We start from the raw sequence: 838 nt of genomic DNA, 5'->3' as shown, positions 1-838 counted from the left end.
GGCCCAGAGTGTGTCAAAACGCCAAAGCCAACCCTTGCTATGATTGCCCCGGATTTCATCGCAAGGGCTGCCCATGAAACGCTTCATTCAAGGTGAACACCGAGGTCAAAGGACCCTGCTCCCCGAGAGCCTGGACGATTACGTCAGCGACACTAATCCGGTGCGCGTTGTCGATGTCTTCGTGGATGAACTCGACCTGATCACCTTGGGTTTTGAAAGCGCTGTCCCTGCTGAAACTGGCCGACCGGCCTACCACCCCGCAGTCATGCTGAAGATCTACATYTACGGCTATCTAAACCGCATCCAGTCGAGCCGACGCCTTGAGCGCGAGGCGCAGCGCAACGTCGAATTGATGTGGCTTACCGGTCGCTTGATGCCGGATTTCAAGACCATCGCCAACTTCCGCAAAGACAACGGCAAGGCCATTCGAGGCGTTTGCCGCCAGTTTGTTGTGCTGTGYCAGCAGTTGGGGCTTTTTTCGGAAAACCTCGTTGCTATCGACGGCAGTAAATTCAAGGCGGTGAACCACCGCGACCGCAATTTCACCAGCGCCAAGCTGAAGCGCCGGATGGAAGAAATCGAATCGAGCATCACCAGTTATCTAAAGGCGCTGGATGCAGCTGATCGCGAAGAGACCAAGTCTTCAGGGCCCAAAGGCGGCCTGGAAGAGAAAATCGYCAAACTGAAGGAGCAGATGAAGGCACTTCAGGCGATTGAAATACAGCTTGAGGAGTCGCCGGACAAACAGRTCTCGCTGACCGACCCRGACGCSCGCTCSATGATGACGAGCGGCAAAGGAATCGTGGGTTACAACGTACAGACGGCGGTCGATACCAAG

General features: G+C 55.5%; 1 protein-coding gene. It reads left to right on the top strand.

Translation table 11 applies throughout. The features are described from left to right. Positions 1 to 73 precede the first annotated feature (73 nt). Positions 74 to 838: transposase (locus tag AC1DVH_RS32005; RefSeq protein ID WP_477757153.1), on the top strand; the 765-nt coding region annotated here is incomplete at its 3' end.

The sequence above is a fragment of the Pseudomonas sp. P4_C3 genome, from assembly GCF_056402075.1.
The sequence above is the reverse complement of the archived record's forward strand: the minus strand, read 5'-3'. Positions and strand labels throughout refer to the sequence as shown.